Source organism: Kitasatospora purpeofusca, assembly GCF_036010405.1.
Classification (GTDB): Bacteria; Actinomycetota; Actinomycetes; order Streptomycetales; family Streptomycetaceae; genus Kitasatospora; species Kitasatospora purpeofusca.
This window is the reverse complement of record NZ_CP108561.1, coordinates 4,392,241-4,411,202: the sequence shown is the minus strand read 5'-3', so window position 1 is coordinate 4,411,202 and position 18,962 is coordinate 4,392,241. Positions and strand designations below refer to the sequence as shown.

The 18,962-nt window shown below is 70.1% G+C and carries 18 protein-coding genes; 6 read left to right on the top strand and 12 right to left on the bottom strand.

Going from position 1 to position 18,962, the window contains the following annotated elements; all coding sequences use genetic code 11:
- Positions 1-50 precede the first annotated feature (50 nt).
- Positions 51-257 carry a hypothetical protein gene (locus tag OG715_RS19450; RefSeq protein ID WP_327064153.1) on the bottom strand — a complete coding sequence of 69 codons (207 nt, stop codon included), beginning with the start codon at positions 255-257 and terminating at the stop codon, positions 51-53.
- Between the two features lie 158 nt (positions 258-415).
- Between OG715_RS19450 and OG715_RS19445 the strand changes: the two genes are divergently transcribed.
- Positions 416-1,762, top strand: a complete 1,347-nt coding sequence (locus OG715_RS19445; protein ID WP_266270059.1) for a transcriptional regulator — start codon at positions 416-418, stop codon at positions 1,760-1,762.
- A gap of 31 nt (positions 1,763-1,793) precedes the next feature.
- Here OG715_RS19445 and OG715_RS19440 read toward each other — a convergent pair whose 3' ends face one another.
- The 10 genes from OG715_RS19440 to OG715_RS19395 all read right to left on the bottom strand — a co-directional run bounded on the left by OG715_RS19440 (position 1,794) and on the right by OG715_RS19395 (position 12,330).
- Positions 1,794-2,753 carry a hypothetical protein gene (locus tag OG715_RS19440; protein ID WP_266270058.1) on the bottom strand — a complete coding sequence of 320 codons (960 nt, stop codon included), beginning with the start codon at positions 2,751-2,753 and terminating at the stop codon, positions 1,794-1,796.
- Between the two features lie 259 nt (positions 2,754-3,012).
- Entirely contained in the window at positions 3,013-4,863 is a 1,851-nt protein-coding gene (locus tag OG715_RS19435; RefSeq protein WP_266270057.1) for a hypothetical protein, read from the bottom strand.
- Entirely contained in the window at positions 4,860-5,321 is a 462-nt protein-coding gene (locus tag OG715_RS19430) for an ABC-three component system middle component 2 (protein WP_266270056.1), read from the bottom strand. The genes OG715_RS19435 and OG715_RS19430 overlap by 4 nt, the downstream gene beginning before the upstream one ends.
- Positions 5,318-6,415 (bottom strand): ABC-three component system protein, encoded by a 1,098-nt coding sequence (locus tag OG715_RS19425; protein WP_266270055.1) that lies wholly within the window; start codon positions 6,413-6,415, stop codon positions 5,318-5,320. Before OG715_RS19425 ends, OG715_RS19430 begins: the two co-directional genes overlap by 4 nt.
- 182 nt (positions 6,416-6,597) lie before the next feature.
- Positions 6,598-6,972, bottom strand: coding sequence for a hypothetical protein (locus tag OG715_RS19420; RefSeq protein WP_266270054.1), 375 nt, complete (start codon positions 6,970-6,972; stop codon positions 6,598-6,600).
- A 130-nt stretch (positions 6,973-7,102) separates the two neighbouring features.
- Complete coding sequence (locus OG715_RS19415) at positions 7,103-7,483, bottom strand: hypothetical protein (protein WP_266270052.1); 381 nt, start codon at positions 7,481-7,483, stop codon at positions 7,103-7,105.
- 201 nt (positions 7,484-7,684) lie between these two features.
- Complete coding sequence (locus OG715_RS19410) at positions 7,685-9,406, bottom strand: relaxase/mobilization nuclease domain-containing protein (RefSeq protein WP_266270051.1); 1,722 nt, start codon at positions 9,404-9,406, stop codon at positions 7,685-7,687.
- Positions 9,403-9,957 carry a MobC domain-containing protein gene (locus OG715_RS19405; RefSeq protein WP_266270049.1) on the bottom strand — a complete coding sequence of 185 codons (555 nt, stop codon included), beginning with the start codon at positions 9,955-9,957 and terminating at the stop codon, positions 9,403-9,405. The genes OG715_RS19410 and OG715_RS19405 overlap by 4 nt, the downstream gene beginning before the upstream one ends.
- 859 nt (positions 9,958-10,816) lie before the next feature.
- The gene (locus OG715_RS19400; RefSeq protein ID WP_266270048.1) at positions 10,817-11,986 is read right to left on the bottom strand and encodes a DUF3631 domain-containing protein; all 1,170 of its coding nucleotides are present in this window, start codon (positions 11,984-11,986) and stop codon (positions 10,817-10,819) included.
- Between the two features lie 128 nt (positions 11,987-12,114).
- A complete protein-coding gene (locus OG715_RS19395; RefSeq protein ID WP_266270047.1) occupies positions 12,115-12,330 on the bottom strand; it encodes a helix-turn-helix domain-containing protein in 216 nt (71 codons plus the stop codon).
- Between the two features lie 597 nt (positions 12,331-12,927).
- Here OG715_RS19395 and OG715_RS19390 point away from each other — a divergent pair.
- Positions 12,928-14,229, top strand: a complete 1,302-nt coding sequence (locus tag OG715_RS19390; protein ID WP_266270046.1) for a tyrosine-type recombinase/integrase — start codon at positions 12,928-12,930, stop codon at positions 14,227-14,229.
- A gap of 66 nt (positions 14,230-14,295) precedes the next feature.
- Here the strand turns inward: OG715_RS19390 and OG715_RS19385 are convergent, their stop codons facing one another.
- The gene (locus OG715_RS19385) at positions 14,296-14,778 is read right to left on the bottom strand and encodes a hypothetical protein (protein ID WP_078879960.1); all 483 of its coding nucleotides are present in this window, start codon (positions 14,776-14,778) and stop codon (positions 14,296-14,298) included.
- 467 nt (positions 14,779-15,245) lie between these two features.
- Between OG715_RS19385 and hemL the strand changes: the two genes are divergently transcribed.
- From hemL to OG715_RS19365, 4 genes are all read left to right on the top strand, one after another.
- The gene (hemL, locus tag OG715_RS19380) at positions 15,246-16,574 is read left to right on the top strand and encodes a glutamate-1-semialdehyde 2,1-aminomutase (RefSeq protein WP_266270045.1); all 1,329 of its coding nucleotides are present in this window, start codon (positions 15,246-15,248) and stop codon (positions 16,572-16,574) included.
- Positions 16,575-16,668: 94 nt separating this feature from the next.
- The gene (locus OG715_RS19375; RefSeq protein ID WP_045937916.1) at positions 16,669-17,316 is read left to right on the top strand and encodes a histidine phosphatase family protein; all 648 of its coding nucleotides are present in this window, start codon (positions 16,669-16,671) and stop codon (positions 17,314-17,316) included.
- A 267-nt stretch (positions 17,317-17,583) separates the two neighbouring features.
- Positions 17,584-18,189 (top strand): TlpA family protein disulfide reductase, encoded by a 606-nt coding sequence (locus OG715_RS19370; protein ID WP_323182140.1) that lies wholly within the window; start codon positions 17,584-17,586, stop codon positions 18,187-18,189.
- The gene (locus tag OG715_RS19365) at positions 18,186-18,959 is read left to right on the top strand and encodes a cytochrome c biogenesis CcdA family protein (RefSeq protein ID WP_037779811.1); all 774 of its coding nucleotides are present in this window, start codon (positions 18,186-18,188) and stop codon (positions 18,957-18,959) included. Before OG715_RS19370 ends, OG715_RS19365 begins: the two co-directional genes overlap by 4 nt.
- Positions 18,960-18,962 lie beyond the last annotated feature (3 nt).

The window sequence follows — 18,962 nt, the reverse complement described above, 5'->3', positions numbered from 1 at the left end:
CTCCTCCAACTCGCTGGCGGGTGGCGGGCTGAGCACAGAGCCGTGGCTCCTCAGGCGGTCGGCTCCCGATCCGGGACGGCGCGTGCCGGCGGCGCCGCGAATTGCTGCTCGGCGCCGAGCTGGTGCTGGGCGGCGGTCCCGAGCAGCACCAGCGCCGCGACGTGACCGAGCCCCCACAGCACCGTGAACCTGACTCCCAGCGGGTCTTGGTGCGCGCCTCGATGGCGGCCTCGCTGTGCGCTCGCGGCTCTCTCCATGGGCCCTTCCCTCCGCTCTCCTCGGACGACGGCCGGTCCAGCGTCACGGCCGGACGGAGCGTAACGGAACGTTTCCAGGGGGTTTCTCTCCGAGAGCGCCCCGGCTGTGGCGGGTAGCAGTACGCTCACCAACAGGGCCTGAAAAGCCGGGGGTTGAGATGATCGAAGGCACGCTGGCGGTCCACCCGCTCACCTACCTGCTGCAGTCGCGCCGGTGGGGAAAGAACCAGTTCGCGGGCATGATGCGGGACCGCGGCGCCGCGCTGAAGATCCATCTGGCGACCAACCGGACCTTGGTCTGGAAGTGGGAGCAGGGCCAGGAGCCGGAGCCGGACGCGCAGTACGTGCTGGCCGACCTCCTGGGCGTCAATCCCCGTACCCTGGTTGCCAATCCGTGGCCGGGATGGCTTCCTGTGTGGGAGGTGACCGGCGTCACGGCGCCGTGGACGAAGGCCGGTACCGTGGACGTACTGGTGGAACTGGTCAGGAGTGGTCGTATGGATCGGCGTGGCTTTCTCACCATCACCGGGGCCGCCATGGCCACCGTCGCCGCGAGCTGGGCCTCGGCCTCGCCCGCCTTCGCCTCCGCCCTGAACGGCGACCAGGTGACCGACTCCATGGTCGACACCCTCGAAGCCCGTGTCGCTACCCTCCAGACGCTGGATGCCCAGATGGGCGGCGCCCGCCTCATCGAGCAGGCCCGCGGCGACCTCGCGATCATCACCACCCTGCTCAAGCAGGGCCGTCACACCGAAGCTGTCGAGGCCCGCCTGTACGGGCTGGCCGCCCAGGTCAACTACATCGCTGGCTGGATGGCCTACGACAGCGGCCTGCGCTCAGCCGGCCAACAGCACTACCTCGGCGCCCTCCGCGCCGCGAAGACCGTCGGCGACGACGCCCTCGGCGCCTTCCTCCTCGCCGAGATGGGCGTCCACCTCTCCGACGCCGGCAACCCCGCCGAGCGCGTCGCCCAGGTCGAGACCGCGCTCGCCAACACCCCCTCGACGATGCAGCCCGGCGTCCGCAGCTACCTCGAACTCCACCACGCCGAGAGCCTCTCCCGCGACGGCCAGCACCAGAAGGCCGGCTCCGCCCTCAACCGCGCCCACGACCTCTGGTCCAGGAGCGGCGGCGACCAGCTCCCGACCTGGCTCTCCTGGTACGGGGGCGCCCAGCTCAGCTCCACCGAGGGCAAGATCATGCTCCGCGCCGGCCAGGTCGAACGCGCCACCAGCGCTCTCGCCTCCTCCATCGACCACGCCGTCCCCCGCGACCAGGCTGTCCGCGCCGGCCGCCTCGCCACGGCCCGCCTCGCCGGCAAGGACCTCGACGGCGCCCTCGACGCCGCCAACCGCGGCCTCGGCCTCCTCGAAACCAAGGTCCACTCGGTCCGCGCGGTCAGCCGCCTCACCAAGTTCGACGGCTACCTCAAGCCGCACGCTGCCGAGCCCGCCGTCGCCGAGTTCCGCGAGCGCCTGCACGCGCTGCCGGCCATGGCGGCCTGACGGCTGTCGGCTCAGTGGTACTGGGGCCGCACTACTGGGCTGCCGCCAGGCTGCCCAGGTGCAGGCCAGCAGTCCTGGCGGCGCGCAGGGCGTCCCTGGCGCGGGCCGCGCCGCTGCGGGTGGCGGCCTCGCCCCCGCCGACGCCGACCGTTCGCGCACCGAGGCCCGCGCACGCCCGGCAGATGCCCGGCTGGGGCACAGGGTCGTGGCACTTGGCGCACTCGCTGTACCGGGCCGCCGCGGGCCGCACAGCGGACTGGACGGGCGGCATCTTGCGCTCCAGGCGGTAGCGGAGCACCGAGACCGCCGAGTGCATCGGGGCGGGCAGGCCCGGCAGCAGGGTCTGGGCGAGGTCGGCTTGGGTCGCACCGCGCTCCAGCCACTGCGCGACGAGAGGTGCGAGTTCCTCGGCTTCGCTCTGGCCGAGCCGCAGGCGTGGCTCGGGGCGGATCACCCGGAACAGCGCGGCGACCGCCTCGCGGACCTGGTCGTCCGGGACCAGCACGGGCTGCTCGTCGGCCTCTTCCTCGGGGTGTTCCTCCCGCCCTCCCGTCCTCGCCTGCGGCTCGTCGGCGAGAACCGGCTCGACGGCCTGCTCAGCGGGGAGGGAGGTTCCTTTGTGCCGGTTCTTTACAAGGGCGTCAGCACCGCCGGTGGTCGCTTCACCGGAGACTGGACGGGTGGCACCCGGCAGCGCAAGCTGCGCGGTGTCGTAGACGTGGGTCTCGGTGATGATCGTGCCGTCCGGCATACGGATCTTCTCAACCCGGTAGAAACCGGCGTCGGTCAGCTCCTTCAGGGCCTTGCGGATCGCGCCTCGGCCCTGGGGGCTGGTGTCGGCCATGTGCCGGCCGTCCTCGCGCCAGCCGTCCGGGCGGGAGAGGAGGTCCGCGAGCAGGCCGCGGGCGGTGTAGGACAGCTGCCGGTACTGCAGCATGGCGTTGGGCAGCACGGTGAAGTTGCGCACATGGGCGCTACGATGGACACGCATCGGGAGTTAGAGCTCCTGTTGCCGGACCCCGGAGCGTTGGCGCGCTGCCGGGGTCGCCTATTTTCGGTTGGATCACGGAACGTAGCACACGTACCGTTCGAAGATCGACACGATCGGCGAGCGATCACGATCACACTTCAGTCGGTCGCCACCAGTCGCGTATCGATCTCCCAGATGCTAGAGGTGGATGTCCATTTGGGGTGTTAGGTGTGACTCATGATGGGTGCGTTGACATCGGATGATGCCGTCGAGTGGGCCCTCACCGGAGGAACTGCGGGAAGAAGCCGGGGCGACCGTCGGTATCTGCTGTGAAGGTATAGGTGGTGGCCTCGGAGAGAACCTGGACCGGCGGATCTCCGTTCTCCACGATGATCGCCTGCCCCGGAAAGGTCAGCATGTCCTTGTAGAAGCGTTCGACGACAGTGGAGTTGATCAGCACGTCGGGAACATCGGGGTCGGGGTCGGCGCTGGCCTTCACTGGGTCTCGATAGGTGACAACAGGCGAATCCAGGACGACGAAGCCGAGGTGGTGGAGGTCCTGATCGATGCAGTAGCGGGCCAAAGCGGTGGTGAAGGCCGAGTGCAGGACGGATCGGACGCCCTTGCCTCGTCCGGCGCGGGAGCGGCCGCCGGCTCGGACTTCGACGTTGTACTGGTCGTACTCGGCGCGATCGACCGCTGGGACGCGCCAGGTGTCCAGGGTCTGCTGCAGGATGGTCTCGAAAGCCGCCAGGATCCGGCCCGGAATGTACTGGGCGGGGCGTGTGGTCGAGGTGGCGCTTTCTCCGTCCAGCTGGGAGCGCCGATCTTCTAGTTCCTCGATACGTTCGTGCAGCTCCAGCTCTCGCTCCACCTTTGAACGCTCATCAAGAAGTTCATCCAGGGCTGCGCGCGTGGGTACCAGCCGAGCCTCTGCGTCGGCGATGACACTGTCCCGGAGCTGCAGGACCTCCTGCACGTTCCGGCGGCGTTGGGAGAGCATCACCTGTTCATCGGTGAGGTCCGAGATCGTGGGTAGCAGGTCACTCAGCAGTGCGGTGGTCTTGGCCGCTTCGGCGTGGACGGCCGCGTGGAGTTGGGTGGTTTCCTCTTGGTTGTGGCCAGGATGCTGGTGCTCGGGTTCGGCGCCGCAGAACACGCAGGTGCCGACACGGAAGTAGCCCAAGATGCTTCCCGCTTCATTGACCATGGCCAGGCGGTCCAGGTCGGAGCGGTACTGTGCCTCCAGCAGGCGGAACCGACCGAGCAGGTCGCTGACCTCGTCGAGCCGTTCGTTGACGACAGCGAGCTCGCGGGCACTGATCATGCGGTCCTGAACAGCTCTCCGGTGGTCGTCATCGGCCTCTTGCAGGGACCGAGAGTTCTCCTCGATCGACATGCGGATCCGGTCATGCCGACCACGGAGAGTGCGGACATCCTGCTCAGTGGCTAGCTTGGCCGACAGGTCCAAGACGAGCCGGTCAAGGAGTTGGATCTTGCCGCGGTGCACGCGACGCTGACCGGCGTTGGGCCCGGTTTCTAGTGACGGGTCGCTTTCCCCGGTCAGCAGGAACCGCATCACCGAGGTCTCAGCCGTGCGAGTGGTCGGCGCCCCGGTCCGCAGAACGGGCGACCGCGAGGCGATCATGCGGCTCTCGGTAACCAAGGAAAGGTGCACGAGGTCGGTCAGCGTGAGTTGTCGGGTTCCGCCGGCCTCGTTCTTGCGGATCAGGACCTGCTCCAGGCCAAGAGCACGCATCAGGCGTAGGGACAGGCTGTTCTTGGAGCGGGCATTGTGGACGGCTGTGACAGTCGCCTGCGGAGTCTGGGTCACCAGGTCGCGCAGATCTGCGGAGTGCAGGTGGATGCTGTTGGTCTCAGGCCGCCGAACTAGCGTCAACGGGCTGCCGTCAGGCAGGAGCAGCCCGAGAATGATCTGCGAGTAGCCGTGCGCCTCGGGCACCATCGTCAGGTCGGCGCCGCCGAGCATGTACTCGATCGACTCAACAATGAAGGACTTGCCGGTGTCGGAGGCCCCGTAGATCACGGTCAGCTCCGGGCCGAAGAGGATCTGAGCTAGTGGCCGACCCGAACCGGCGTAGGTCAGGTGGACGAGTTGGAGGCCGGTCACAGCATCCCCTCGGTCGGAAGAACGGTCTGAGCGGGTGCGCTTACCAACGCGTGGGTTGCGGTCCGAACGTCAATGCCAGGCGCCCATTGGTGTATGGCCCAGGCAGCACGCTCACGCAAGTGCTCGACGTACGGGGCCTCAAGGACGTCCACGAACGCTGGACCGCGATCCGTCGCCCGATAGACCAGGCCGCTGCTGTCGGGTTCCACGCCCGCAAGGCCAGCGCGGATTAGCACCAGCAAGGCTTGCTCAAGCACTACACGCTTCATCCCTAGCTCGCCCATGCGCGCAGGAAGTCCGGGGTGCAGGCTGGGCGGCCCGCCCTCGAGCTCACCGCTGTGAAGAACCGCGTGATCAAGTAGTGCGAGCTGTGCCAGGTCCAATGGCTCGGGGTGACTCTCTGCCAGCAGCACCAAGGCGCGCACGCCAATCTCCAGAGGGCTGTTGAGCGGGTTCACGTTTCTCCTCCCTCGCACCAGGTGAGACGGTCTTCGTTCGCCAGGTGGTGGCATACCCCTTTACGGTCCAGAGGTCTCACATAGCAGGTGAGAACCGTCTCGGTCAGCTGGACGCTCCCCGCTTCCGTGATCACCTTGTCCATGCGCTCCCAGCCGCTCTTAAAGGGGCCGGCGGCGATGTCCCCGACGATCGCGTCGATGTCATCGAGGATTGCTTCAAAGTGGCCTTCGGGGTAGGCGTCGCGAGCGAAGCGGCGCAGCGACTCGGCGCTGTAGAACGCCTCCCGCTGTCGGCGAAGGTGTGCGCCCGCGACGCCGTGGGCTGCGGCCTGCTCCAGCGTGCTGGCAGGTTCTCCCCACCGCTCGGCATAGACCTGTACCAGCTTCTGGACGTACTGGGCCTCTTTGGTTGCATGTTCCGGTGGCGGCTGCATGATTGCTGGCCGCTGCCGACGCTCGGGAGGGAACCGGGTCACCCAGTGTGGGGTCTTCTTGTGCTGCTCGATCATCGTGCCCAAGTCGATGGCGCTGAAGATCGAGAACTCGGTGTCCGCGGCAAGGTCATCGACCTTCCGCCTTGCCTCGGGCGTGAGCCGAGTGATGATCGGATCGGTGGTTCTGGCCAGCTCGTCCAAGAACTTTGTGCGGGTTGCGCTGGGTCGGTCGAAGTCCTGGCGCAGGCTGCGGCTGATCTGCGGGGCAACGAAGATGTACTGCGTTGGCGTGATGAAGTGCCCCAGGGCCGCGCCGGCGAACATCTTGCGGATCTCGGCCGCAGCAACGCTCCAGCTCACCGGGCCCTTGTACCGCTTGCACTGGTAGTTGTGCCAGTCGCCTTCCAGGCCCTGCGGGGTGAGGTATCCCGCTACATCGATGCCATGGTCCCCAGTCCCTCCGTGGCGGGACACCCGAACGTACTCCTCGTTCAGCGCAGGAACCCACTCTTTGACGAACACCTCGAACTGGTCGGGGTCGTAGGTGAAGACGATCTGCTCGGGGCTGGGCATCGCAGGGAAGTGCATCGCCGGGCCCGCCAACACCAGCGTCGGTGCCGGCAAGCCTTCCGTGGCTTCCGCGGGTATGCGATCCGACACGTTCCCCCCTGCCTACCCCGGAGGTGATCGCTACCGAGGACGCATCAATGGATACCATCAGTGAGACGTCCACGAAAAGACCACATCCGAGAGAGGTTGGGCGGGATTCAGCAGCAGCTGACGATGGCTGGCTGTCTGGCTGGACACCGGCATCCTGCCTGGTGCCACGGACAACCCTGCTCTCACGTCCCATCCGGGAACCTCCTGGAGCAGGGACGCGCGTTATACCGGCGGAGGTTGGTGTACCGGAAGAGGCCGTCGAAGCCGAGGCTGCGGTACATCTCCTCGAAGGAAGCCCACTCCTGCTCCTCCCCGCTGTCGCCTCGGGTGGCGGTGACGTCGGCGGCGTCGAGGTCGTGCTCGTGCCATTCGTGGGCGCAGCGGCATCGCACGAAGATCAGGTCGGGTTGGACATGGATCAGGAGCCAGTCGCGGGCGGCGTTGCACATGGCGCAGGTGATGGTGATGCCGCGGGGGTTGAGGGGTTCATGGTGGGGGACGGCGAGGGTGGCGTTGCGGTGGTGGGGGTTATGGTCGGCGTCGGCGGGGTTGGTCATGTGGTGCCCTTCGTGTCGCTTGCAAGCACCACACGACATCTGGCGGGCTGGGATGCTTCCCGATCACGGAAGAAGACATCGAACCGACACCCCGGCCGAGCGGTGGCCCGGCCAGGGGTGCGGTGATTGGTCAGCTCTTGATGAGGGCGATGCGCTGGGCGGGGGTGAGGGCATCGAGGAGGCGCTGGTACTCGGCGCGGTGCTGGTCAGTCATGGCGGCGAGGAGGTCCGTGCCCGTGGCAGTGCGGTCGGAGAGCGTGATCCAGTAGCGGTAGGTGAGGACGCGGACGGCATCGAGCGGCTCGACGAGGTCGCGCTCGAGCAGGAGCTTGTAGACGTCGAAGAGGGCTTCGAGCTCCTCCTCTCCGGCGGCTTCGGCGATGGCCTGCTCGGGCTCGCTGAACGGGCGCCCGTCCTGGTGGGACCAGGTGTCGGTGTCGTCGCGGTACACGAAGTCGGCGTCGAACAGCAGCTTCACGATGTTGCGGCTGACGAAGGTGGGGGCGGTCAAGACTTCTCCTTGGGGAGCGGGATGGGTGTGGGAGGGGGGCTGTCGGGGGAAGGGCGGTCGTTGTCCGGCGGTGGGCGGGCGACCGGTTTCCGCACGGCCCGGCTGGAGGCGTCCGGCTGGGCCGGTCGTGGCCCGAGAGCGGGTGCCGTCGCCCTGGCCGGGGCTGCGGTCCGGCGGTGCGGGCCTGCCGGGGTGGGGAGCTCAGCGCTTGCGACGGTGTGAGTCAGTGCCGGGCCGGTACAGCGGCGGAGTGGGCTTGGCTGCATCGCGGCTGGGCGTGGTGAGCCTGGTGGTGCGGAGGCGGGCGGCGTCGGCGGCGCGGTTGGGCTTGGGGTTGCGGCTGGTGTGCTGGATGCGGCCGAGGAGGACCTTGGCGGGCTGGCGGGCTGTGGCGAGTTCGCGGCGGGCGGCTGCCTCGGTGAGGAGTTGGCGGGGCTGGTGGCCGCCGGCTTCGGCGTCGGCGAGGGCGGTGGCGAGGGCGGGCCACGTGGGGTCGGTGAGGATGCGTGTGGCGTGGTCGGGGACGGCGGCGCGCAGGTCGTGGGCGAGGTCGTTGATCGTCTCCTGGGCGGGCTGGCGGTGGACAAGGGCGGTGAGGTGTTCGGCGGCGGCCTGGTCGTAGGCGGCCTGGAGGTGCTGGACGGCGAGGTGGGCGGCGTGGGCCTGCTGGTGGTGGCCTCGGGCCCGGTGCCAGCGTCCGGCGAGGATTGCCGCCCAGACGAGGGCGGCGATCAGTGCGGCGAGGGCGCTGCCGCCGGGTCCGTCTGCAGTGTGGAGGATGTCGCGGGCGGCCCGTCGCAGGTCGGCGGCGGCCTGGTGGTCGGCGCGCACCTGGGAGCGCTGGGCGCGGGCGTACACGCGGGTGGCGGCTCGTAGTTCGGCGCGCAGCTCGTGTGGTGCGGCCTGGGTGGTGGCGTTGATGATGTCGCCGAGGGCGGTGATCTGGGCCTGCGCGAGGGCGTCGGCCTCGGTGTCTCCGTCGGTTTCGGCGAGGTGGAGGGTGTCGAGGGCGTTGGTGGTGCGCTGCCAGCTGGTGCTGTGGCGGTAGCGGCGGGCGGTGGGGTGTTCCTCCGGGGTGCTGGTGGTGAGGAGTGCTTGGAGTTTGGACAGGGAGAGGTCGGGGGCGATCTTGCTGCCGGAGAGGTAGTTGGGTGTGCCGTCGGCCTTGAGGTCGCCGGGCCGGGCGACGGAGTAGCCCTTCAGGTCGCCGGAGGGAAGGCGGCGGATGTTGAGCTCGATGCCGTCGGCCTGGAGGTAGGCGAGGAACTCCTCGATGCCGGCGGCGTGGGGGATGGCGTCGCGGATGCGGTCTTCGAGCCAGGCGCGGCTGGTCTGCTTCCAGCCGAGGCGCTTGGCCTTGTGCATCTCGGCCTGGGTGGGGCGTTTGGCGGCGGTGCCGTCGCCAGGCTGGAGGCGGCGCAGGCCGTAGTCCTTCTCGATCTGGCGGCAGGCGTCGGCGGCGCGTCGCCCGCTGCCGTGGAGCTTGGGGCGGCAGCCGTCCTCGCGGACGGTGGTGGCGACGATGTGGATGTGGTCGTCGGCGTGGCGTACGGCGATCCAGCGGCAGGCGAGGTCGTCGCCGTCGGGGGCGATGCCGGCTGCCTGCACGATGCGGTGGGCGATGTCGGCCCACTCGGTGTCGGAGAGGTAGCGGTCCTCGGGTGCTGCGCGGACGGGGCAGTGCCAGACGTGGTTGGTGAGCTTGAGGCCGACTTCACTGTTGCGCAGGTCGACGGGCTCGTCGAGGTAGCGGGCGAGCTGGGTGAGGGTCGCCTGCTCCTCGCGGCCGGGGTCGGGCATGGCGAGCATCGCGAAGCCGGCGACGATGTGCGGGTCGCGGTGCTCGTCGTGGCGCCCGGGGCCGTAGAGGTAGGCGAGCAGGCCGCGGGTGTTGGAGCCGGGGTCCTTGATGGCGGCGATCACGGGTGGGGCGGGGTCTCCTGGGTGGCGGGTGGGCGGAAGGCACGGGCGATCTCGGTCTGTAGGCGGAGCAGCTGGTCGATGGTCCGGGGGCTGTGGTCCGGCCGGTCGTAGCCGCCGTTGTCGGCGCGGGCGATCTGGTTGAGGTTGTTGCCCAGCCGGTCGTGCCTGCGCAGGAAGACCGAGCGGAAGTGGTGGGTGACCCGGCGCTCCTCGGAGAGGGGGAGGTCGATGAAGAACCGGCCGTCGATGAACGCCATGACGACGTCCGCGGCGAAACCGGACACGCCGTTGTAGCCATGGGCGAGGGCAGCCGCTTGCAACCTGGCGTGCTCGTCGGGCCTGAACCGCAGCGGTCCGACGCGCTCCTCGCGCTTGACGCCCTCGAACCGGCGGTTGCGCGGCTCGGCTCCGCCGACCTCGCCGGCGCTGTCATGCCGGCGGCGGTCGGTGAGGATTGCGTTCTGCACGGTGTGGAGTTCGTCCGGTTCGGGGCCGCCCTCGGCCTCGAACCCCTGGCCCGGCGCGCCCTCGCGCCGGGACCGCTCCGCCACCCCCGGGGCGGAGCCTCCCCGTGTCCGGCCGCGAGTCGGACTCGGGGTACTACTGGCTCCGCCAGGGGCATCCGGGCCGAACGCCCGCCCCAGATCGCGGGTGAGGGTAGGCGAGCCGAGGAGCGCGTCCAGACCGGCATCGAGGTGGTCGGCGTGCTCGGGGTCGTGCTGGCGATCGGTCAGAGTGTCTCCTGGTTCTTCGGACGGATCGGTCATACAGGCGAAGTACGGCCGGACCGTGAGGCGGTCGGTCCGACGGTCCGGTCCCTGAACGGACCGTCGGACCGGACCGAGCGGACCAAGCGGTCCGGTCCACCGGTCCGGTCCACTTGGTCGGTGAGCGGATTTCGGTCCGAACGGTCCGGTCCGCCGACGCGGTCCGCGAGCGGACGGTCGGCAGATTTCGGTCCAGCGGCCCGGACGGACCGACCGGTCCAGCGGACCGCTGGACCGGTCCATGCGTGCCGACCGGGCGGACCGGCCGGACCGGACGGTCCGATGGGCGTGGCCAGTGCGGGAGATGGTCCGGCAGCCTCCGGACCGTGCATCCAGACCGGCGCCGGACACCGGACCGGACCGCACGCTGCGGACTCCGGACCGGTCCGGCCTGGTTGGGTGCCGCGGTCCGTCCCGTCCGTCTCGCGCGCCGAAGTCCGTTGTCGTGCCCGGACCGTGTGCGGTGGCGCTCCGTCCCGCTACCGTCCTGGTCCGGTAACGCCGAATCGGTCCGGTCCGGTCGCCCGCCTTGCGGTCGGCAGGACGTGCGGACGGGTCCCGAGAGGTTGCCGTCCTGGTGGTGGGGGTGTGGGAGAGCGGATGGGACGTCGGCGACGGCATCTACCGCACCCGGGGGCCGGGGTCAGCCGGCCGGGGCGCGCTCGGGGAGCGGGTGGATCCTGGGGCAGTAGCGGCGCCAGGAGTCGGCGAACTTGTTGAAGGTGTAGCCCTTGCGCTGGGTGCCGTCGGGCAGGCGGATGTTGGCCGAGGAGATCCGGTAGTCCTTGAGCAGCCCGGCCAGCCCGCGGGCGGTGAGGCCGCCGCGCCCGTGCTCGGCCCACGGCGCCTCGGGGTCGTCGTTGAGCGCCGCGAGGATCGCCGTGGTGGGCAGGGTGTCCGTGTCGCCGTGGGTGAAGTAGATCCGGCGGATGTCGGCGAGGATCCGCGCGCCGCCGCAGCTGTCCTCCTCGATCTCCTCCTCGGCCGCGACCATCCGGACGCACGCCAGGCGGGCACGGTCCGGCCACGAGCCGCCGGCGAGGTCGGCAACGGCCACCAGCGGTTCCCAGGTGTCGGCGGCGCGGTCCTCGACCGGCATGTCCGGGTGCAGGGCCTCGGCCTTCTCCCGCACGAGGGAGGCCCACAGGGTGAGCTTGGCGCGGGTCGCCCGCAGCAGGACGCCGTCGCGGCGGTCCCGCAGCGGGGCGACAACCTCGCCGTCGGCGCGACGGCGCATGCGGATCACGATCGACCGATCCATGATCGTGTCGGGCAGGTCGCCGATCCCCGCGAGGGCGGCCATGGCGAAGGTGTCGAACTCGCGGGCATGGTGGTCGTTGCCGACCGACCGGGTGACGGGCCGGTTGCGCTGGTGGCCGGCATTCAGCAGGCCGCGCAGGCCCTCGTTCATCTCGGCCGTGCGGGGGTTGCCGAAGATGGTGTCGATCTCGTCGACCAACAGGGTCCTGGGCCGGTCGCTGAGCGAGCGGTAGATCGCCGCCGCGCTGGTGTTGACCGTGATCAGCGGGTCGTGGACGGTCTCGACCAGGATGTCGAGCAGGCGGGACTTCCCGCACCGCCGGGTCGGGGCCACGATCGCCAGGCGCGGCGCGTGGTGCCACACCGCCTGCAGGTGCGTCGCGGCGACCCACAGTGCGACCGCGTCGAGCGCCTCCTCGGAGGGCAGGACCGCGTACCGGCGGATGTGGTCATGCAACTCGGCCAGCAGGGCGGCGCCCGGCGACTCGGACGTGGTCGGCGCCGCGCCGGTGGTCTGGAGGATGTCCGTCGTGGCGCCGTTCGTGGTCGGCATCTCCACGGCGGCGTCGGTGGCGAGAGGGCGGGCCGGAGAGGTGATGGTGAGGCTCCAGATCGGGCGCGCGGTGGGGCACCGCGCGCCGGGGGGCGTAACGGGAACGGATGCGGTGAACGGCGGTTGGGTCAGGCGGCCTGGTCGGCGCTCTGGCCGTCCAGCCAGGCTTCCACCGCCGTCCAGCGGTAGCGCAGGTGCCGGCCGACCTTGATCGCCACGGGGCCCTGGCCGCGGTGCCGCCATGCGTACACGGTCCCGAGCGGGACTCCGAGGTACGCGGCGAGCTCCTCTGCGGTGGCCAGCGGGCGGCGATCGGGGGTGGTGGCACGGGAGGTCGTGGGCAAGAGGTCTCCGGTAGGCAGGGGATAGGGGAGTGAGGGCGCGCCGAGGGGCCCCTGGAAAAGGGGTCGCTCTGCGCGGGGGAGAGAAGTTTCCACGCAACCCGGCTCGGAACCTAAAAGGCTCCAGGCCGGTCGGCGGACCCGCCCGGCGCGAAGCGAAGCGTCGCGACCTCGCTGGGCGGCGATAACGAACGTAAGGCCCGCCATATCTCCCCGGCAAGGAACTCGAGAAAATCCACCAAAAGATCTCGATCGCCCTGTCGGAGATGGCTTGATCGGGCAACTTGCCAGGTCCAGGCATGTTGTGTCGGCGAGTGGATGCTGTGCTCGGCCTTGAGCGACGGTGAGCGCGCATGGGCGCCAGCGAGCTCGGGACTATCCGGCACCTTCGAGCACGAATTGGCCCTCAAGCGCCTCTCCGGGAATCTCCCATTTGACAAACCGGCTGCGGTCGATAAACATCCAACACCCGCCCCGAGGGGCGCTTCCGCGAGCGTTCCGCATTCGCGGTTCACCGGCGCCGCCGTTCGCGCGCCACCACTTCAACCCCACCACCGGCCACAGGCCGTGCCCCCTCATGCCCCAGCGCGAAGGAGCCGAATGGCGACCGTCTACGACACCTGGCACAAGACCTACCCCCGCCCGACCGACAAGCCCTGCCGCGAGCACAAGGGCAAGTACCCCACTGCCGACCACGGCAAGGGCAAGCGCTGGCAGGTCCGCTACCGAGACCCCCAGGGCGCACAGAAGAAGGAGGACTTCGAGCTCAAGACCAAGGCGGACAGCCGTGTCGCCGAGCTCAAGGCGGCCCTGGACGACGGTACGTACATCGACCCTGCGGCGACCAGGATCACCCTCGGCGCGTACGCCGAGAAGTGGTTCAGGAACAACACCGCAGGCCCGACGACCGAGGTCCGCTACGAGGGCGTGGTCCGGAACCACATCGTCGGACGCCTCGGCCACCACGAGATGAGGGTGTTCAACGATCCCGAGCCGGTCCGTGCGTGGATCAGGGAGCTTCTGGAGGTCCCGCTGGCGGCTTCCACGATCGGTGGCATCGGCGACGTGCTCAGCAGCATCTTCGATGCCGCCGTCGACTCGGGCATCCTGAGGCGCAACCCCTGCAAGGCGTCCTCCGTGTCGTGGCCGAAGGTCCCGCCGAAGCCCGTCGTCCCGTGGACCCGCGAGCGGGTGCTGGCGGTCCTGGAGGGGCTCCCCGAAAGCTTCCGTGCTGGCGGCGCGGTGGGTGTCGGCTGCGGCCTCCGTCAGGGCGAGATCTTCGCGTTGACGGAGGATGACATCGACTTCGAGGGCGGCTGGTTGCACGTGAACCAACAGATCCGCTTCGTTGGCTCAAAGATGGTGTTCGCGCTGCCGAAGGGCGACAAGATCCGCTCCGTCCCGCTGTCGCCGGCGACGGCCAAGGCTCTGCGGGCCCACCTTGCGGCGTTCGGGCCGACATCCGCGACGCTGCCGTGGCACAAGCCCGACGGCAAGCCGAAGACCCGCGAGCTGCTCTTCGTGGACGCCAAGGGGAAGCCCCACAACCGGAGCGTCTTCAACCAGGGCCTCTGGAAGCGCGCCCTGGTGCACGCGGGTGTGATCCCTCCCCGCACGAGCGGCTCGCAGTACTTCGAGGCGGCACCCGACGACGGCATGCACGCCCTCCGCCACACGTACGCCTCGGCCCAGCTCGAAGGCGGTACCAGCATCAAGGCCCTCGCGGTCTACCTCGGCCACTCGGACCCCGGCTTCACGCTCCGGACCTACACCCACCTCATGCCGAGCAGCGAGGGTCGCGCCCGCTCGGCCACCGACGACTTCCTCCTCGGTGCGGCCGAGCAGGAGCGCCGCCAGGGCACTTCCGGGCCCGTGTGCCCTGGATGTGCCCTGGCGGCCTGACAGCACCTTTCGGGCGCCCGCCCCGGAGCGCGTTGACGAGCGCTCAGAAGCGGGCGGCCCCGCAGGTCAGGGCCAGACCAGGCAGTACAGCTGGTGGCCCGCGTCGTGCAGGCGGTTGGCGAAGTCCTGCCACTCGTGCAGCATGCTGTAGATCACGAAGGCGTCGCGCGGGCCCCGGCGGTCGGGGACGGTGGACCAGATGAAGGCGGCGGCGCCGAGTTCGGTCTCGTCGGCCTTCCGAAGCGGTTCGACGACGTTGTGGGGGAGCTGGACGACGGCGTAGTCCGGGTGCAGCACGACCAGTTCCAGCGGGGGCACCTGGTGCAGCGGCACGCCCTGGATGCCGGTCAGGACCATCGCGCTCATGGTCTCCGGCTTGATCTTGGTGGAGAGGTGGCCGTTGGGCGAGCCGCTGGTCTCCATCAGATCGCCGAGCCGGCCGAGCGAGCCGAGCTCGCCCGCGTCCAGGCCGAGCCCGCCGGGGCCCAGCGCGGTCGGGACCCGGGCCGCGGTCGCCCGGTCGGGTGCGCCGAAGTACTTGTACGTCACCCCCACGCGTCCCTCACCCCGCCTCTCACGGCCACGGCCGCCACGCCCCGTTCCCGCTCCCGTACCCCCGCGTGCGGTCTCGGCGGGCCGGCGGGGGCCACCCGCGGCCTCGTCGTAGCCGTCCTGCGCCTCGGACACTCGGACCATCCTCACCGGAACTCGCCGGAATCGACAGACCCCCGCACGTCCGGTGTCCTCCGGACGTGCTCCTTACCCGTCATGCGCCGCCGTACCCAGTCGCGGTACGCGGCAGTCCTCTTCACACCCCTGCATCGACCCGGGGTTCCTGCCCACCCTCGCGGCCGGACGAACCCCGGAGACACTCCGGGTACATAGTCTGACTGGTCCGGGTGGCCGTCGCAGCCAGGGGTCCTGTTGTACGGATAACCGTACAGACTCGGGCGCCCGGATCATCGTTCCAGATGATGAGGTCCGACATGCAGAGGTGGAGGACACGATTTGAGACCATGTCTCCCGTGAGCTACCCCTACGAAGCACCCCAGTCCCAGTCGCTCTTCGATCGTGCCTCGGTCGTCACGCCCGGCGGCGTCAACTCCCCGGTGCGCGCGTTCCGCGCCGTCGGCGGTACGCCGCGCTTCATGGTGTCCGGATCCGGCCCCTACCTGACCGACGCCGACGGCCGTGAGTACGTCGACCTGGTCTGCTCGTGGGGTCCGATGATCCTCGGCCACGCGCACCCCGCCGTCCTGGACGCGGTGCGGGACGCGGTCTCCCGCGGCACCTCCTTCGGCACGCCCGGGCAGGGCGAGGTCGAGCTGGCCGAGGAGATCGTCGCCCGGGTCGCCCCGGTCGAGCAGGTCCGGCTGGTCTCCTCCGGCACCGAGGCCACCATGTCGGCGATCCGGCTGGCCCGGGGCTTCACCGGCCGGGCCAAGATCGTGAAGTTCGCCGGCTGCTACCACGGCCACGTGGACGCGCTGCTGGCCGCCGCCGGTTCCGGCCTCGCCACCTTCGGGCTGCCGGACACCCCGGGCGTCACCGGCGCCCAGGCCGGCGACACCATCGTGCTGCCGTACAACGACCTCGCCGCGGTCGAGGCGGCCTTCCGGGCCCACCCCGGCGAGATCGCCTGCGTGATCACCGAGGCCTCGCCCGGCAACATGGGCGTCGTCCCGCCGCTGCCCGGCTTCAACGGCGGCCTGGCCCGGCTCTGCCGGGAGAACGGCGCGCTGTTCGTCTCCGACGAGGTGATGACCGGCTTCCGCGTGTCGAAGGCGGGCTGGTACGGCCTGGAGGCGGAGCACGAGGGCTGGGCGCCCGACCTGCTGACCTTCGGCAAGGTCATGGGCGGCGGCTTCCCGGCGGCGGCCTTCGGCGGCCGCGCCGACGTGATGGCCCACCTCGCCCCGGCCGGACCGGTCTACCAGGCCGGCACGCTCTCCGGGAACCCGATCGCCACCGCGGCCGGCCTGGCCCAGCTGCGGGGCTGCACCGACGAGGTCTACACGGCCGTCGACCGGGTCGCCGCCGAGGTCTCCGGCCTGGTCTCCGCCGCGCTCGCCAAGGAGGGCGTGACGCACCGGCTGCAGACCGCCGGGAACATGTTCTCGGTGTTCTTCACCGAGGACGCCGTGACGAACTACGACGAGGCGAAGACCCAGGAGTCCTTCCGCTTCACCGCGTTCTTCCACTCGATGCTGTCGCAGGGCGTCTACCTGCCGCCGTCCGCCTTCGAGTCCTGGTTCGTCTCCTCGGCGCACGACGAGCGGGCGATCGAGCGGATCGCCGCCGCCCTGCCCGCCGCCGCCCGGGCCGCCGCCGAAGCCGCGGCCTGAGCCACCGCCGGGGCCACCGGGCCCGGCGCCCAGCCCTTACGAGTCCCAGGAGTACTGAGAAGTGAGCGCCAAGGACATCACCGTCGTCCATCTGATGCGGCACGGTGAGGTGCACAACCCGGAGGGCGTCCTCTACGGCCGCCTCCCGGGCTACCGGCTGTCCGAACTGGGCCGGGAGATGGCCGAGCGGGTCGCCGAGGACCTGGCCGGGCGGGACATCACCCACGTGGTGGCGTCCCCGCTGGAGCGCGCCCAGGAGACCGCCACGCCGATCGCCCGGTCGCACGGCCTGGACCTCGCGTCGGACGAGCGGCTGATCGAGGCGGAGAACATCTTCGAGGGCAAGACCTTCGGAGTGGGCGACGGCTCGCTGCGCAACCCGTCCTACTGGAAGTACCTGACCAACCCGTTCAAGCCCTCCTGGGGCGAGCCGTACCTGGAGCAGGCGGTGCGGATGATGGGCGCGCTGGCCGCCGCCCGGGACGCCGCGCGGGGGCACGAGGCGGTCTGCGTCAGCCACCAGCTGCCGATCTGGATCGTCCGCTCCTTCGTGGAGCGCCGCCGGCTCTGGCACGACCCGCGCAACCGGCAGTGCTCGCTGGCCTCGCTGACCAGCTTCACCTACGAGGGCGACCGGATCGTCTCGGTGGGCTACCGCGAGCCGGTCCGCGACCTGCTGCCGGCCCATCTGGTCGGCAAGGGCGGCAAGAGCAAGCCGGTGGGCAAGAGCTTCGGCGCCTGACGCCGGCTCCGGGGCCGGTCGGCGCCGAGGGTCGAACAGGGGCCGACCCGGAGTTTCCGGTTCCGGGTACGCCGAGGAGGACCGGACGAGCGGAACGGTGTTCATGGTTCCCGAATCGGTGTAAGAGCCGTGTGAGTAAGACCTGGGTCACACTCCCGCGACACCCCGGGGATCGATCCCGCCGCAGGTCAGAGGGGGTTCGGCAGACAATGCCGGACCCCCCGGTACCTGCCCGTGACTCCATGCGAAACTTTTCACATGTCTGGCATGACGCGCCCCCGTCCCCGTCTCGCCGCCGCCGCGGTCACCGCCGCCGCTGCCGCGCTGGTCCTCACCGCCTGCAGCTCCTCCGGTTCCTCGGCCAGTGGTGACGGGCAGATCGGTTTCGTCACCGCCAAGGGCAGCAACATCTCCACCGCCGCCGTCGGCCACCGCCAGGAGGCACCGGACATCGGCGGCGACACCCTGGAGGGCGCCCCGGCCAAGCTCTCCGACTACCGGGGCAAGGTCGTCGTGCTGAACGTCTGGGGCTCCTGGTGCGGCCCGTGCCGTTCGGAGGCCGACGACCTCCAGCGGATCTGGGACAAGTACAGGGACCAGGGCGTGCAGTTCCTCGGGATCAACACCCGGGACACCGAGATCAAGAACGCCGTCCGCTTCGAGCAGGAGAAGGGCGTCACCTTCCCCAGCATCTACGACCCGGCCGGCGCCCAGCTGCTCAAGTTCCCCAAGGGCAGCCTCAACCCGCAGTCCATCCCGACCACCCTGGTGGTCGACCGGGACGGCCGGCTCGCCGCCCGGGCCGTCGGCGGCCAGACCGACGACGCCCTGGAGACGATGCTCCAGCCGGTGCTGGCGGAGCAGCAGCGGTGAGCGGGACGCTGCAGCTCGCCGACAACATCGGGACCATCCAGAGCGGGGCGCTGCTGGTCGCGGCGCCGATCGCGCTGGCGGCGGGCCTGGTGTCGTTCTTCTCGCCCTGCGTGCTGCCGCTCGTCCCCGGCTACCTCTCCTACGTGACCGGCTTCTCGGCCGCCGACCTCGCCGACGCGCGCGGGGCCCGGCGCGGCCGGATGCTGGCCGGCGCGGGGCTGTTCATCCTCGGCTTCACCGCCGTCTTCGTCTCCAGCGGCGCGCTGTTCGGCCAGTTCGGCGACACGCTCAAGGAGCACCAGGCGGTCATCAGCAAGGTGCTCGGGGCGCTCACCATCGTGATGGGCCTGGCCTTCATGGGGCTGGTGCCGGGACTGAGCATGCGCGAGGTGCGCACCCACCGCCGCCCGGTGGTCGGGCTGCTCGGCGCGCCGCTGCTCGGTGTGGTCTTCGGGGTCGGCTGGACCCCGTGCATGGGGCCGACCCTGGCCACCGTCACCAACCTCGCGCTCAACCAGGCGGACGCCCAGCGCGGTGCGCTGCTGATGGTCTTCTACTGCCTCGGTCTCGGCGTACCGTTCATCGTGGCCGCGCTGGCCTTCCGCCGGGCGCTGGGCGCCTTCGGCTGGGTGAAGCGGCACTACCCGCTCGTCATGCGGATCGGCGGCGGCATGCTCGTCGTGGTCGGTCTGCTGCTGGTCACCGGAGTCTGGGACGCCATGGTGAGTGACCTGCAGAACCAGTTCGCCGGCTTCCAGATCGGAATCTGACCC